The sequence below is a fragment of the Pseudomonas sp. GCEP-101 genome (assembly GCF_025133575.1).
Taxonomy (GTDB): Bacteria; Pseudomonadota; Gammaproteobacteria; order Pseudomonadales; family Pseudomonadaceae; genus Pseudomonas; species Pseudomonas nitroreducens_B.
In genome coordinates, this window is record NZ_CP104011.1 from 6030035 (window position 1) to 6042873 (window position 12839).

General features: G+C 68.0%; 13 protein-coding genes and 1 tRNA gene. 5 read left to right on the forward strand and 9 right to left on the reverse strand.

The features are described 5' to 3' along the window. Positions 1 to 31 precede the first annotated feature (31 nt). From yegS to N0B71_RS27225, 4 genes are all read right to left on the reverse strand, one after another. Positions 32 to 952, reverse strand: a complete 921-nt coding sequence (yegS, locus tag N0B71_RS27210; RefSeq protein WP_259756183.1) for a lipid kinase YegS — start codon at positions 950 to 952, stop codon at positions 32 to 34. A gap of 78 nt (positions 953 to 1030) precedes the next feature. Further along, on the reverse strand, positions 1031 to 2590 hold the full coding sequence (locus N0B71_RS27215; RefSeq protein WP_259756185.1) for an FGGY-family carbohydrate kinase: 1560 nt from the start codon (positions 2588 to 2590) through the stop codon (positions 1031 to 1033). Positions 2591 to 2641: 51 nt separating this feature from the next. After that, positions 2642 to 4216 (reverse strand): glycerol-3-phosphate dehydrogenase/oxidase, encoded by a 1575-nt coding sequence (locus N0B71_RS27220; RefSeq protein WP_259756187.1) that lies wholly within the window; start codon positions 4214 to 4216, stop codon positions 2642 to 2644. A 4-nt stretch (positions 4217 to 4220) separates the two neighbouring features. Continuing rightward, positions 4221 to 5816: an FAD-binding oxidoreductase gene (locus N0B71_RS27225; protein ID WP_259756188.1), complete on the reverse strand. Its 1596-nt coding sequence runs from the start codon at positions 5814 to 5816 to the stop codon at positions 4221 to 4223. 144 nt (positions 5817 to 5960) lie between these two features. Here N0B71_RS27225 and gliR point away from each other — a divergent pair, with 144 nt between their 5' ends. Continuing rightward, complete coding sequence (gliR, locus tag N0B71_RS27230; RefSeq protein WP_259756190.1) at positions 5961 to 6989, forward strand: AraC family transcriptional regulator GliR; 1029 nt, start codon at positions 5961 to 5963, stop codon at positions 6987 to 6989. A gap of 224 nt (positions 6990 to 7213) precedes the next feature. Here the strand turns inward: gliR and N0B71_RS27235 are convergent, their stop codons facing one another. Next, positions 7214 to 8428 carry a molybdopterin molybdotransferase MoeA gene (locus N0B71_RS27235; protein WP_259756191.1) on the reverse strand — a complete coding sequence of 405 codons (1215 nt, stop codon included), beginning with the start codon at positions 8426 to 8428 and terminating at the stop codon, positions 7214 to 7216. Beyond that, entirely contained in the window at positions 8425 to 8964 is a 540-nt protein-coding gene (gene moaB, locus N0B71_RS27240) for a molybdenum cofactor biosynthesis protein B (RefSeq protein ID WP_152224593.1), read from the reverse strand. Before moaB ends, N0B71_RS27235 begins: the two co-directional genes overlap by 4 nt. 70 nt (positions 8965 to 9034) lie before the next feature. Here moaB and mobA point away from each other — a divergent pair, with 70 nt between their 5' ends. From mobA to N0B71_RS27255, 3 genes are all read left to right on the forward strand, one after another. After that, positions 9035 to 9619 (forward strand): molybdenum cofactor guanylyltransferase MobA, encoded by a 585-nt coding sequence (mobA, locus tag N0B71_RS27245; protein ID WP_259756192.1) that lies wholly within the window; start codon positions 9035 to 9037, stop codon positions 9617 to 9619. A gap of 94 nt (positions 9620 to 9713) precedes the next feature. After that, positions 9714 to 9935 carry a YgdI/YgdR family lipoprotein gene (locus N0B71_RS27250; protein ID WP_017519306.1) on the forward strand — a complete coding sequence of 74 codons (222 nt, stop codon included), beginning with the start codon at positions 9714 to 9716 and terminating at the stop codon, positions 9933 to 9935. A gap of 144 nt (positions 9936 to 10079) precedes the next feature. Continuing rightward, positions 10080 to 10156 (forward strand) — tRNA-Pro (locus N0B71_RS27255). 115 nt (positions 10157 to 10271) lie between these two features. Here the strand turns inward: N0B71_RS27255 and N0B71_RS27260 are convergent. The 3 genes from N0B71_RS27260 to N0B71_RS27270 are packed head-to-tail and all read right to left on the reverse strand — an operon-like array spanning position 10272 to position 12025. Next, positions 10272 to 11147, reverse strand: a complete 876-nt coding sequence (locus N0B71_RS27260; protein WP_259756193.1) for an NAD(P)-dependent oxidoreductase — start codon at positions 11145 to 11147, stop codon at positions 10272 to 10274. Between the two features lie 52 nt (positions 11148 to 11199). After that, the gene (locus N0B71_RS27265; protein ID WP_311197260.1) at positions 11200 to 11439 is read right to left on the reverse strand and encodes a glutaredoxin family protein; all 240 of its coding nucleotides are present in this window, start codon (positions 11437 to 11439) and stop codon (positions 11200 to 11202) included. Between the two features lie 28 nt (positions 11440 to 11467). Next, positions 11468 to 12025 carry a TetR/AcrR family transcriptional regulator gene (locus N0B71_RS27270; protein WP_259756195.1) on the reverse strand — a complete coding sequence of 186 codons (558 nt, stop codon included), beginning with the start codon at positions 12023 to 12025 and terminating at the stop codon, positions 11468 to 11470. Between the two features lie 174 nt (positions 12026 to 12199). Between N0B71_RS27270 and N0B71_RS27275 the strand changes: the two genes are divergently transcribed. Further along, a complete protein-coding gene (locus tag N0B71_RS27275; RefSeq protein ID WP_259756196.1) occupies positions 12200 to 12796 on the forward strand; it encodes a glutathione S-transferase family protein in 597 nt (198 codons plus the stop codon). Positions 12797 to 12839 lie beyond the last annotated feature (43 nt).

Below are 12839 nucleotides of genomic sequence, written 5' to 3' on the forward strand. Positions count from 1 at the left end.
TGCACGACTTGCCCGGTCCGGGCCAGGCCGATCAGCCCTCCGGCAAGCCGAGCCGCCCAGTGGACGAGAGCAACGGCGAATCCGCCGGCAGGTGCATGGAGAGGGCCGCCGGGCGCACTTCGAAGCGCAGCTTGTTGCCTTCCAGCGGTTCGCCGTCGAGGTTCACGTCCAGCCCCTCGCGGGCCTCCACCTCGACCCAGGGCAGGCGCGCGCGAATGAACACGTCCTGGGTGCCGAGCCCGCCGCCGAGCAACGCGCCGAGGGTGCCGACCATGTCCTGGGGCGTGGGCAGGATGCTCACATCCAGCAACCCATCATCCGCCGTGGCCTGCGGACAGAGCACGTGGCCGCCACCCGCCTGCCGGCCATTGCCGATGCCCAGGGCGAGGAATTCCCCTTCCCAGCTGAAATCCGGCCCGGTGAAGCGCCCCTGCGCCGCATGCACCTCGGAAAACCGCGTCAGCCCGGTAAGCAGGTACGCCGCGCCGCCGAGCAGCTTCTTCAGCTCTTCCGGGGTATTGGCCGTGACCTTCGAGCCGAAGCCGCCGGTGGCCATGTTGAGGAACATCTGCCCGTCCACTTCGCCCAGGTCGATGGCCCGCGCCGGCAGTTCCAGGAGCGCCAGCGCGGCGGCCGGCTCCAGCGGCACGCCGGCGGCGCGGGCGAAGTCGTTGGCGGTGCCCAGCGGCAGGATCGCCAGGCTGGCCGCGCCACCGGCCTGGGCCAGGGCCTCGGCCACATCCCGCACGGTGCCGTCGCCGCCGCCGGCAATCAGCGTGGAATAGCCCGCCGCTAGGCCCTCTTCCACCAGCCGCCGGGCGTCGCCGCCCTCCCAGGTCACCCTGACATCCAGCGTCTGCCCTGCTTCACGCGCGGCCTGCACGGCGGCACGCACCTCGTCGTTGGCGGCTTGCTTGCCATGCAGGATCAGCAGGGCCTTGGGTGGGGTCATGGTGGGTTTCCTCCCGGTGAGTCCGTTGGTTATGACTCAGACTAGCGCGAGGAAATTTCCTCCATGTTGATTTGCCCCTCAGGCCGGGTAGCCGGTGATCTCGCGGATGCTCTGGTACAGCGGCTTGAGCTGGCGGTACATGCGTTGGTAGACCTCGCTGTACAGCCGCTCGTAGGTGCGCTGCGCCTCGGGGCGCGGGTGGAAGACGTCACCCACGCGGGTCATGGCGGCGATGGCGGTGCTGAAGTCGGGGTAGAGCCCCAATCCCACCGCGCAATCGATGGCCGCGCCCAGGCCGGACGCCTCGTAGACGTGCGGCCGCTCCGCCGGCAGGCCGAAGATATCGGCGGTGAGCTGCATCGCCGCGTCGCTCTGGGAACCGCCGCCAGCCACGCGCAGGCGCTGGATGCGCGTGCCGGAGCGCTTCTCGATGCGCTCCTTGCCCTGGCGCAGCGCGTAGGCCAGGCCTTCGAGGATGGCGCGGTAGAGATGCGCGCGGGTGTGCACGTCGCCGAAACCGATGATCGAGCCTTTCGCCTCCAGCCCCGGTTCGCGGATGCCGGGCGTCCAGTAGGGTTGCAGCATCAGGCCCATGGAGCCGGCGGGCACGCTGTTGACCAGTTCGTCGAACAGCTTCTCCGGCTCGATGCCCAACTCCTGGGCGCGCTGCATTTCGCGCAGGCCGAACTCGCGCTTGAACCAGCTGACCATCCAGAAGCCGCGGTAGATCATGACCTCGGTGTTGAAGTGATCGGGAATCGCCGCCGGGTACGGCGGGATTAGCGGGATGGTCTCCAGGTAGCGCGAGCGGGTGGTGTTGATGGTCGCGGTGGTGCCATAGGACAGGCACGCCACGCTCGGGTCGATGGCACCGGCACCGAGCACTTCGCAGGCCTTGTCCGCGCCCGCGGCGATCAGCGGCAGGCCTTCGGGGATGCCGGTCAGGCGGCTGGCCTGGGCGGTGATCTCGCCCAGCGTCTCGCCGGGCTTGAACAGCGCCGGCAGTTGATCGCGGCGGACCTCCAGCGCCTGCCACTTCCAGTCGCGCGGTGCGGCCCAGCGCAGCTTCTTGTAGTCGAACGGCAGGTAGGCGACGCTGCAGGCCACCGAGTCCACGTAGCGCCCGCACAGGCGGTGGGTGAGGAAGCCGGAGAGCAGCAGCACCTTGTGGGTGCGCTGGTGGATGTCCGGTTGCTGCTGGGCCACCCAGTTCACCTCGGCCTGGGTACGGAAGTAGTCCACCGCGCCCTGCGCGCCCACCAGCTTGAACAGCCAGCCCCAGGGCCCCTTGATCGACTCGCCCAGTTCGGCGCGGCGCTGGTCCAGCCAGATGATGGCCGGGCGCAAGGCCTGGCCTGCTTCGTCGACGTGGATCACGGTGCCTCGCTGGGTGGTCAGCGACACGCCCCGGATACGGCTGCGGTCGATGTCGACGCTGGCCCACAGGCGCTGGCAGGCCTCGCCCAGTTGCGCCCAGTAATAGTCCGGGTGCTGCTCGGCCCAGCCGGGCTGCGACGAAAAATAGGCTTCCAGCTCGACCTTGCCCTTGCCCACCAGGTTGCCCTGGAGATCGAAGAGCAGCGCGCGCACGCTCTGAGTGCCGTTGTCGATGGCCAGCAGGTAATTCTTGTTATCCATTCTGCTTTCTCGCTTCTAGAAGCTCAGGGCTTGCCGCTCCGCGCTTCCCGCTCAGGCGGGCAGGCTGTAGCAGCGGCGCCACAAGGCCAGGTAGTCCTGTTCTTCGCGTTTCCAGCGCGCGTCGTCCCAGCCCAGGCGTGGCTGGCACAGCGCGCGAATCCGCGGCAATTCATGGGCGCCGCCGTCGGCTAGCAGCAGGCCGATGCGGGTGCGGCGCAACAGCAGGTCGTCCAGGTGCAGCACCAGCTCACCTTCCGCGGCCCAGGCCAGTTCGGCCCAGAGCGAATCGGTGTGGCCGATGCACTCGCTGCCCACGGTCCGCAGCACCCGCGCCAGCTCCGGCAGGGTGCGGCCATGGCGACCGCGCAGACGGGCCTGCTGGCAAGGCGTGAGCCCGGGAAGCTCGAGGTGATCGACGGGCGCGAAGACCGCCGCATCGGCTGCGTCCAGCGACCGCTCCAGCATCGGCGCGCAGGCGGTGAGCACTTCCAGCGCCAGCAGGCGGAAGGTGGTGAGCTTGCCGCCGGCCAGGGTCACGCAGCCGGGCTCGACCCACAGCGCATGCTCGCGCTTCTCGTCCGACGGCTTGAGCGAGGGCGCGCCATCGCTGACCACCGGACGCACGCCGGCCCAGGTGGAGCGCACGTCCGCCGCGCTGATTTGCGCGCTGGGGAACTGCTGCGCGCAGGCGGCCAGCAGGTAATCCACTTCCTCGCGGCTGATGGCCGCGTCGTGGTCCAGCGTGTCACGGTGATCGAGGTCGGTGGTGCCGACCACGGTCGCGCCTTCCCACGGAAAGACGAACACCGGGCGCTTGTCCTGCCCGTGCATGAAGCTGAAGGCGTGGGCGACCGGCAGGCGCCACGCCGGAATCAACAGGTGGCTGCCGCGCAGCGGGCGGATGTGCTCGCTGCCGTGCTTGTGCCGCAAGGCATCCGCCCAGGCGCCGGTGGCCAGGGCCACGGCACGCGCGCGGAAGGCGAAACGCGCGCCGCTCTCGCCGTCCTCGGCCACCAGCCCCTGTACACGGCCGTCGCGGCGATCCAGTTCGATCACCTTCAGGCCGTTCAGCGCTTCGCCGCCATCGGCCCGCGCCTCGCCCAATACGCGCATCACCAGGCGCGCATCGTCGGTCACGGCATCCTCGAAACGGGTGCCGCCCAGCAGGCGGTCTTCCCTCAAGCCCGGCGCCAGGTAGCGCAGCGCTTCCAGGCGATAGAACCTGTGGTTGCGCCGCCCCGCCAACGCGTCGTAGAGCGACAGCAGCGTGCCGAACACGCGCGGGCCGGGGAAGCCGCCCTGGTAGTGCGGCATGATGAAGCTCAGCGGATCGACCAGCCCCGGCGCCTCGCCCAGCAGGCGCTGGCGCTCGCGCACCGAGTCGCGGGTCAGGCCGAACTGGCCCTTGGCGATGTAGCGCAGGCCGCCGTGGACCATCTTCGAGGAACGGCTGGACGTGCCCCAGGCGAAGTCGCGCTGCTCCACCAGCAGGCAGCGCCAGCCACGCCGCGCGGCCTCGCGCAGGATGCCGGCGCCGGTGATGCCGCCGCCCACCACGATCAGGTCCCAGTCGCGCGCCGCCAGCTCCGGCAACGCCTCGGCGCGCCATGCCGCATTCCAGGCCATGGATTCAGTCCTGCAGCAGGGTGCCGGGGTTCAACCGGCCGGACGGGTCGAAATGCCCGGCCAGCGCCTTGATCGCGGCCATGCCCAGCGGGCCTTTCTCCACCGGCAGGTAAGGCGCGTGGTCCTTGCCCACGCCGTGCTGGTGACTGATGGTGCCGCGGTTGTTGGCGATGGTCTGGCTGGCGGCATGCTTGAGCTTGCGCCAGCGCTCGTATGTCTGGGCATAACTGGCGGCCGGGCGGAACACGTAGGTGGTGTAGATGCTCGAACCTTCGCCATAGACGTGGGACAGGTGGGTGAACACGTGCACGCGCTCGCCCTCGGCGGCCAGGCCGTCGCGCAGGCTGGCTTCGATGCGGTTGAGCAGGTTGTCGACATTGGACCAGTCGGTGGCGGTTTCCAGGGTGTCGACGACGTAACCGTTCTCCCACAGCGCCTCGCGCAGGTAGGGGAAGCGGAAGCGGTTCTGCGCCCACTTCTTGCCCAGCAGGGTGCCGGTGAACACGCCGCCAAAGCCTTTGAGAATGCGCCGCGCGGCACGCAGCGAGGTCGCGTTCTGCGCACGGTCGCCGGTGACGCCGAAGGTCAGCATGCACTTGCCCTCGGCGGCGCCGCGCAGCTTCAGGTAGCGCTCCAGCCAGGCGATCTGCCCGGGATGGCCGGCCAGCGCCAGCTGGGTGGTGGTTTCCACGGCGTTGGACAGGCGCAGCATGGACAGCGGCACACGCGCCTGCACCAGGGTGCGGATGCCTTCCAGCGCCTGCTCCCAGGACGGCAGGAACACCGCGTAGAAACGTTCGTCCTCGGCGATGCGCGTCACCCGCACCTTTACCGACGAGAGAATGCCGAAGCGGCCTTCGGAACCCATCACCACTTCGCGCAGATCGGGGCCGGCGGAGGATGCCGGGAAGGTCGGGATCTCCAGGCTGCCGGCAAAGGTTTCCAGGGTGCCGCCGGCGAACAGCTGCTCGATGCGCCCGTAGCGCAGCGACTGCTGGCCGCTGGAGCGACTGGCGACCCAGCCGCCGAGGGTGGACAGCTCCCACGATTGCGGGAAGTGGCCGAGGGTGTAGCCACGGGCACGCAGTTGGCTTTCCACCTGCGGGCCGTTGGCGCCGGGGCCGAAGGTGGCGATCAGGCTCTGCTCGTCCAGCGCCAGCAAGCGGTTCATGTGCTCCAGGGATACGGTGAGCACTGCCTTGTCCGACTCCGGCGGATTGATGTGCCCGGCCACCGAGGTGCCGCCGCCGTAGGGAATCACCAGGCAATCCCAGAGTTCGGCGAACTTCAGCAGCTCGCGAATCTGCTCGGCGGTCTGCGGGTAGGCCACGCCATCGGGGAACACGCCGAACTCGCCTTCGCGCATCGCCAGCCAGTCCGGCAGGCTCTGGCCGCGTGCGTGCAGCAGGCGGTCGCGGGCGTCGCGCACCACCAGCGGATGCTCGGGCAGGCGCGACGCCGGCACCTTGGCCAGCACCTGTTCCAGCGTGGCGTCCGGCAGGGTCCGGCCAGGGCCGACCAGCTCGGCGAGAAAACCGCGTCCGTTGTCGGGCAGTTCCACTACCGTCGTTTCTTCTCCCCAGCCGTTCCAGCGTCGCATGCCCGCTCCTTTTTATCAGGGTCTGTCTTGGCTATTTCGGTGCCGCTTGATGGCTGCCTATACTAGCCAGCCGCCCTGCCCTGTCACTGTCGAATCAAGACAGGCGCAGTTGCCGATCGAGACACCAGAACAAGAACTCACGCCATGCATTCCCTCGGCTATACCTCCGTCCCCGCCCTGCTGAAATACCTGCGCCACGCCGAGTCCCTCGGCATGGACCTGGACGCCGCCCTCCAGGCGGCGGGCCTGGAACGCTCGCAGCTGAGCGATAACAGCCAGCGCCTGCCCAGCGAAGCCCACGAGCGCCTGCTTGAGCACCTGAGCACGCACTCCGGCGATGCGCTGTTCGGCCTGCATGCGGCGCGCTTCGTGCAGCCGGGTTCCTGGAGCGTGCTGGGCTACATCACCATGAACTGCGCCAACCTGGGCGAAGCCATGGGCCGGATCATTCCCTACGAGAAGCTGGTCGGCGACATGGGCGTGAGCCGCCTGGAGCCGGGCGAGGACCACGTCAAGCTGATCTGGAACTGCCGCCACGAGGCCGCGCCGATCCGCCGGCACATGGTGGAGAACGTACTGGCGTCCTGGCTGCTGTACGCCCGCTGGATCGCCGATACCCAGGGCTCGCCGCAGGAGGTCTGGTTCGAACATGCGCAGCCCGACGGCACCGACGTCGCCGAGTACGAGCACCTGTTCGGCTGCCCGGTGCGCTTCGAACAACCCTTCAGCGCCCTGCTGGTGCCGCTGCACCTGTTGAGCTACCCGCTGCGCCAGGCCGACGCCAACCTGCTGCGCACCCTGGAAGAACACGCCCTGGCGCTGATGGCCGAACTGGACGACGACGAGCCGTTGCCGCTGCGGGTGAAGAACGCCCTGCGCCTGCTGCTCAAGGACGGCCTGCCGCGCAAGGAGCGCGTCGCCGAGCGCTTCGAGATGACCGTGCGCACCTTGCAGCGCCACCTGCAGCAGGCCGGGACCAGCTACCAGCAGATCCTCGACGAACTGCGCCAGGAACTGGCCGAACATTATCTGGTGCACAGCGACCTGCCGATCCAGGACATCGCCCAATACCTGGGCTTCACCGAGTCGCGCTCGTTCCACCGCAGTTTCAAGGGCTGGACCGACCAGACACCCGGCGAGTACCGCCAGCAGCACAAGAAAACGCCGGTCTGAGACCGGCGTTTTTCATGGAGCGGCACGCGCGTTGGCCCTACGCAGGAGCGGATTCCTTCCGAGGCCGGCATCAGGCCGGCCTGTCGGCCGGATCGCGGATGAATCCGCTCCTACCCATCGGCCAACGCCGTGCCGTCTCTGTAGGAGCGAGCTTGCTCGCGAACCGCCTGATGCCTGGGAGTCCGGCATCGTTCGAGAGCAAGCCCGCTCCTAAAACAAACGCCTCAGTCGAGGAGTTCGCTGAACGGGATAAAGGCCAGCCAATCGCCTTCGGCCAGCGTCGTCCCTTCGCGCACCTCGGCCAGCCCTTCGGCCCAGGCGGCGCTGCGCAGCACACCGGAACTCTGGTTGGCATAGGGCACCGCGCGACCATTCTCCAGGCGCGCGCGCAGGTACTCGCGGCGGTTGCCCGGCTTGGTCCAGTGGAACCCGGCCGGCACCTGCACTCGCAGGGGCTCGACCTTCTGCATGCCGAGGCGGCGCATCAGGTAGGGCCGCGCCAGCAGGGCGAACGTCACCAGGGTGGAGGCCGGATTACCCGGCAGGCCGATTACCGGCACCTGTTGGTAGTGCCCGACCGTCAGCGGCTTGCCCGGCTTGATCGCCAGCTTCCACAACGCCAGCTCGCCCGCCTCGCGCAGGGCCGCGCCAAGGAAATCCGCCTCGCCGACGGACACGCCACCAGTAGAAAGGATGAGGTCTACGTTCGACAGCCCCGCCAGGGCAACGCGGGTGCGCTCGAGGTCGTCCGGGAGGATGCCGGCGTCCACCACCTCGCAACCGAAGCGCTGCAGCCAGGTACGCAGCAGATGGCGGTTGCTGTTGTAGATCTGCCCGAGCGCCAGCGGCAGGCCCGGTTCGACCAGTTCATCGCCGGTGGACAACAGCGCCACGCGCGGACGGCGGCGCACGCTCAGTTCGGCGTGCCCCAGCGAGGCGGCAAGACCGATCTCAATCGGTCCCAGGCGTGTGCCGGCCGGCAGTACACAGTCACCCTGGCGGGTTTCCTGGCCTTGCGGGCGGATGTGCTGGCCGACCTTGAGCGCTTCGAGGAAGCGCACGCGGCCGTCCTCCAGCACCTCGACGTTTTCCTGCATTTCCACGCAATCGGCGCCCTCGGGTACCGGCGCGCCGGTGAAGATGCGCACGCAGGTGCCCGGCTGCAGCGGCTCGCCCGCCTGGCCGGCGAAGATCTTCTGGCTGACCGGCAACGCTTCGCCGCGCCAGTCGGCCTGGCGCAGCGCGTAGCCGTCCATGGCGCTGTTCGGCCAGGGTGGCAGGTCCAGCCCGGCCACTAGCGGTTCGGCCAAGACGCGGCCATCCGCATCGGCAAGCGGCAGGGTTTCGCTCTCCAGGATCGGCGACTGTTCCGCCAGGGTCAGCAGGCGCGCCAGGGCGTCCTCGACCGGCAGCAGCCCCGGCTTGTCGCAGCTGCTCATCCGCGGCTCTCGCAGGGCGCCGCCTTTTTCAGGTGGGGCACGAAATTGCACGGGCGGTGGCTGGCGTTCAGCTGCTCGCCGAGGATGCCGTCCCAGGCGGTGCGGCAGGCGTTGGTGGAGCCCGGCAGGCAGCAGACCAGGGTGCCATTGGCGAGGCCCGCCAGCGCGCGGGACTGCACGGTGGAGGTGCCGATATCGGCCACGGAAATCTGCCGGAACAGCTCGCCGAAGCCATCCACCACCTTGTCCAGCAGGCAGGTGACGGCCTCCGGGGTGCTGTCGCGGCCGGTGAAGCCGGTGCCGCCGGTGATCAGCACGACCTGCACCTCGTCCTCGGCGATCCAGGTCGCGACCTGGGCGCGGATGCGGTAGAGGTCATCCTTGAGCAGGACGCGGGCAGCCAGGTTGTGGCCGGCGGCCTTCAGGCGGTCGACGAACAGCTGGCCGGAGGTATCGGTTTCCAGGGTGCGGGTATCGCTGACGGTGAGGACGGCGATGTTCAGCGGGACGAATGGCTGCTCGGCCTTGTGGCTCATGATGAGGGCCCTTGCTTGTGAGGTTGGAATGCGCGGTGTTATATCACAGGCCCGCCCCGGAGACCCTGCCATGCCACACGCCTCGCTGCCGCCCTGCTCCGTCCTGATTCTCGCCGGAGGACGCGGCCAGCGCATGGGCGGCCAGGACAAGGGGCTGCTGCAATGGCGCGGCCGCCCGCTGGTGAGCTATGCCGCCGCCCTCGCCCGCCCCTTCAGCGACGACCTGATCATCTCCTGCAACCGCAACGCGGAGGTCTACGCCGGCTTCGCCGACCGCCTGGTGCAGGATGACAGCGCGGACTTCCCCGGCCCGTTGGCCGGGATCCGCGCAGGCCTTGCCGCCGCTCGCCATGCCCACCTGCTGGTGCTGCCCTGCGATGCACCGCTGGTGGATGCCGAGTTGCTGGAGCGCCTGCTGCACGCCTCCGCCGCCGCGCCCGAGGTCGTTCACATGCTCCGTTGTGGCGTGCAATGGGAGCCGCTGTTCAGCGTCATCCCCGTGGCGATGCGCGCACCGGTAGAGCAGGCCTGGCGCCAGGGCGACCGCAGCCCGCGCCACGTGTTCGCCAACCTGGGCCTGCAGGCGGTGGATTGCCCGGCCGACGACCCACGCCTGGCCAACCTGAATACGCCAGAGCTGCTCTATCGCGCCTGATAGCGACGCATTCGAAAATTTTCCGGGAACTATGCGGCAACGCCCTCGGTCAGACTTTTCGTACTTTTTTGTTCGCTCATCAGGAGATTCACCCATGAATAAACGGATGCTTCCCGCCTTCCTGCTCGCCCTGGGCTTTGGCGTGCTCGCTGGTTGCTCCACTCCGTCCGTCATCACCCTGAACGATGGTCGCGAGATTCAATCCGTCGACAAACCCAAGTACGACGAAGAATCCGGCTTCTATGAGTTCGAACAGCTGGATGGCAAAACCGCCCGCGTGAACAAGGATCAGGTACGGACCGTCAAGGACCTCTGATTCGCCCGGTGGTGAAAACGCCCCGCAGGCCTTGATCGGTCTGCGGGGCGTTCGCGTTTTCACGGGGGGCGAAAACTTTTTTCAAATATTTTTCGCTAACCCCTTGTGCATCAAAAGTTTTTCGGTAGAATGCGCGCCATCAAACGGAGCGTAGCGCAGCTTGGTAGCGCGTCTCGTTCGGGACGAGAAGGTCGCTGGTTCGAATCCAGTCGCTCCGACCAAATCCCGAAAAACCCGCCTAACGGCGGGTTTTTTATTGCCTGCGATTTTTCCTCCACGAGGAATGCCCGGGCACAAAAAAGCCCGTCCAGCTGGACGGGCTTTTTCATGGGCGATTCAGAGCTGCCCGGACTTGCGCAATGCCACCTGGGACAGGGCGCTCCAGTCCAGCTCGCCGTCGCCGTGGGCGATGGCTTCCAGCAGGTTGTCACGCAGGAGACTGGCCAAGGGCAGCGGCACCCGTTGCTCATGCCCGGCCGACAGCGCCAGGCCAACGTCCTTGAGCCCCAGCACCAGGCGGAAGCCGGCCGGATCGAAGCGCTGCTCGGCGATCTGCGCCCCGTAGTTGCGGTACACCGGTGCGTTGAACAGGGTGTTGCCCATGATCTCCATGAACTCGCCCGGCGCGACGCCGTAGGTCTTCACCAGCGCCGCGCTCTCCCCCATCGCCTCGATGGCGCTGGCGATCATGAAGTTGCCGGCAATCTTCACGGCGACGGCGCGCAGCGGATCGTCCCCCAGCGGCCAGGTCTTCTGCCCCAGCACATCGAGCACCGGCTGCGCCTTGGCGATGGCGGCCTCGGGGCCGGCCACCAGGATATTCAACTTGCCGGCGGCGGCCACATCGGTGCGACCGAATACCGGCGCGGCGACCAACTCGACGCCCTGCTCGCGGTGCAGTTCGATCAGTTCGCCGACGAAGGCGGTGGACAGCGTCGCCATGCTCAGGTGCACCAGGCCGGGCTTGGCCGAGGCCAGGGCGCCGCTGTCCAGCAGCACGGCGCGGGTGGAGTCGTCGTCGGCCAGCATGGAAATCACCAGCTCCACGTCGAACGCCTGGGTGGGGCTGGCGGCAGCGATGGCGCCCAGCTCCACCAGCGGTTCGGCGGCCCGGGGCGAACGGTTCCAGACGACCATCTGGTGGCCGGCCTTGATGAGGTTGGTAGCCATGGCGACGCCCATGCCGCCCAGCCCGAGAAATCCGATCTTCATTGCACAGCGCCTCGCGTCGGTTGATTGAGGAGAGGGAAAGCCGCCGACGGAATCAGCGACTGAGGAAGGTGGCGACCTGTTGCGCGTCGAACGGCCAATTGAGTTCGGCGCCGGAGTCGCAGCGGCGCAGGACGGGGATGGTCAGGCCATAGCGCTCGACCCATTCCTCGCGGTCGGCGATGTCCACCAGCTCGACCAGCAGGCCGTGTTCGACGAAGGGCATCAGCACCGCTTCCGCCACCTCGCACAGGTGGCAGCCGAGCGTGCCGAACAACTGGCATTCCGGCGGCAGGGTGGGTTCCTGGGATGGCGGCATGGACTCAGACTCCCGCGTGCTTGAGCAGTGTGTCGGCCATGGCACGGGCTTCCCGCCCCTGCTGCGCCGGGCCTTGCATATGCGCCATCACCAGCACGCCTTCAAGCAGGTACTGCAGCTGGCGGGCCAGAGCGTCGGGCTCGGCGACACCCAGGCGCGCCAGCTGCGCGGCAAAGAAGCGGCCCAGAAAGGCCTTGTGCTCGGCCGCCTGCTGGTGAATGGGGTGTTCGCGGTCATGGAACTCGCCGGCGGCGTGGATGAAGGCGCAGCCGCAGAAGTCCGGGCTGTCGAGCACCTCCTGCAGACCGTCGAAGATCGCCAGGATCGCCTCGCGCGGCGCAAGGATGCGCTCGGCCACGCTCACGCGCTCGACCATGCGGGCGTGGCGCTCTTCCAGCGCGGCCATGATCAGCTCGTCCTTGGATTTGAAGTGCTTGTACAGCGTCATCTTCGCCACGCCCGATTCGGCGAGGATGCGGTCGATGCCGGTGGCGTGGTAGCCCTCGCGGTAGAACAGATCCTGGGCGGTGGTGAGCAGCAGCTCGCGTTTGCTGGATGCCATGGCATTACCTCCTGGCCGGACATTATGCGCGAGGCTCGGCCCCCATGGGGAGCGCACCCGTTGCCGGAAGCGCAGCGCGACTGCGCAAGGGGACACGCATTTCGCTTGAACTATACAGACCTGTCTGTCTATTATCTACACCGTCGTCCCCACCACACCGCACAGGGCTTCGCCATGAAACTCCACGACGTCGCGCTTTCCGGCAATTGCTACAAGGTTCGTCTGTTCCTCGGGCTCATCGGCCAGAAGGCCGAGCTGGTTCCCGTCGACCTGATGGGCGGCGCGCACAAGCGTCCGGCCTTCCTCGCCATCAACCCGCGCGGCCAGGTGCCGGCGCTCGAGGATGGCGAGCTGCGCCTGGGCGATTCCCACGCCATTCTGGTCTACCTCGCTCTTCGTTACGCCGAGCCACACTGGAACCCGCAGGACGCGGTCACCCAGGGGCGCATCGCCAACTGGCTGAGCTTCTCGGCCAACGAGGTGCAACATGGCCTGGCGCAGACGCGGGTGATCCAGCTGTTCAAGCGCCCCGGCGACTTGCCCGCCGCCCAGGCCAAGGGTCGGCACGCGCTGGAACTGCTCGACGCCACGCTGGCCGACCATCGCTGGCTGGCGCAAACGGACGAGCCGAGCATCGCCGACATCGCCGTCTACCCCTACGTCGCCCTTGCCAGCGAAGGCGGCCTGGAGCCCTCGGGCTATCCCTACGTGCAGGATTGGCTGGGCCGCATACGCGCCCTGCCCGGCTATATCGCGCAGCCTGCCTTCTGATTTCGCGTTATCCGCGCCGCCGCCCCGGCGACGGCGCCTTCAT

Bases quoted from the DNA above. Each gene is read 5' to 3' on its own strand.
- N0B71_RS27235 (WP_259756191.1), bottom strand. From the start codon at position 8,428: ATGAGCAGCTGCGACAAGCCGGGGCTGCTGCCGGTCGAGGACGCCCTG.
- mobA (WP_259756192.1), top strand. From the start codon at position 9,035: ATGCCACACGCCTCGCTGCCGCCCTGCTCCGTCCTGATTCTCGCCGGA.
- moaB (WP_152224593.1), bottom strand. From the start codon at position 8,964: ATGAGCCACAAGGCCGAGCAGCCATTCGTCCCGCTGAACATCGCCGTC.
- N0B71_RS27270 (WP_259756195.1), bottom strand. From the start codon at position 12,025: ATGGCATCCAGCAAACGCGAGCTGCTGCTCACCACCGCCCAGGATCTG.
- N0B71_RS27275 (WP_259756196.1), top strand. From the start codon at position 12,200: ATGAAACTCCACGACGTCGCGCTTTCCGGCAATTGCTACAAGGTTCGT.
- N0B71_RS27220 (WP_259756187.1), bottom strand. From the start codon at position 4,216: ATGGCCTGGAATGCGGCATGGCGCGCCGAGGCGTTGCCGGAGCTGGCG.
- N0B71_RS27215 (WP_259756185.1), bottom strand. From the start codon at position 2,590: ATGGATAACAAGAATTACCTGCTGGCCATCGACAACGGCACTCAGAGC.
- yegS (WP_259756183.1), bottom strand. From the start codon at position 952: ATGACCCCACCCAAGGCCCTGCTGATCCTGCATGGCAAGCAAGCCGCC.
- N0B71_RS27260 (WP_259756193.1), bottom strand. From the start codon at position 11,147: ATGAAGATCGGATTTCTCGGGCTGGGCGGCATGGGCGTCGCCATGGCT.
- N0B71_RS27250 (WP_017519306.1), top strand. From the start codon at position 9,714: ATGAATAAACGGATGCTTCCCGCCTTCCTGCTCGCCCTGGGCTTTGGC.
- N0B71_RS27225 (WP_259756188.1), bottom strand. From the start codon at position 5,816: ATGCGACGCTGGAACGGCTGGGGAGAAGAAACGACGGTAGTGGAACTG.
- gliR (WP_259756190.1), top strand. From the start codon at position 5,961: ATGCATTCCCTCGGCTATACCTCCGTCCCCGCCCTGCTGAAATACCTG.